Below are 674 nucleotides of genomic sequence, written 5' to 3' on the forward strand. Positions count from 1 at the left end.
AATCCGATATTGCCGCCAACTTAACGTGTGTTAATTCGCCGAGCCCAAGAGTCCCGTACGGTACAGAGGTGTGTGGGACTGTGGGATGGGAAGAATCAAATGGGAAAGCTTGAAACTACGCTCATCGTTGAGCCGCGCTCGCTTGTATGCCAGGCGCTGGTTTCACTGATGGAGAGTCATTCTTATCATGTAGTCGGTGGTGTCTCCTCAACGGCCGACATCGACGGCTCCCTGCTTGTCGCTGACGCGCCCAAACTCGTCATCCTGGGTGCACTGCCGGGTGAGAGAGCTACTGCTGCCGCGAGTTGCATTCGCAAGCTGTGGCCGGAAACCAAGATCGTTCATCTTTTCGAGGATGAATCGTCAGTCGATTTTCAGGCGCTGCTGGCCTCGGCGATCGATGGGTGCATTCCATTGTCCGCGTCGCCCGATACGCTGATTGGCACGCTCCAGCAGATCATCGCTGCGGATTTTAAGATGTTTGTCCTCAGGAAAGCCTTAACCGGTTGTGAGGCTGCATCGCGCTCGATGGACGCCTTGCCATCTGCTCGGCTACAGATCGCGCCGGCTGTGACCAGTGAGGAGCCGCGGAAGGGTGCCTTGGATGGCACTTTTTCGAACAGAGTTCGTCACGGCCTGTCGGAGCGCGAGGAGCAAATCCTCAAGGACTTGGT

At 56.5% G+C, this 674-nt stretch carries 1 protein-coding gene; it reads left to right on the forward strand.

The genetic code is table 11. From position 1 onward, the window contains the following. Window positions 1–99: 99 nt before the first annotated feature. On the forward strand, window positions 100–674 hold a 575-nt coding region (locus RSO01_RS46975; RefSeq protein ID WP_147157509.1), incomplete at its 3' end, for a response regulator.

The sequence above is a fragment of the Reyranella soli genome (genome assembly GCF_007992495.1).
Lineage (GTDB): Bacteria > Pseudomonadota > Alphaproteobacteria > Reyranellales > Reyranellaceae > Reyranella > Reyranella soli.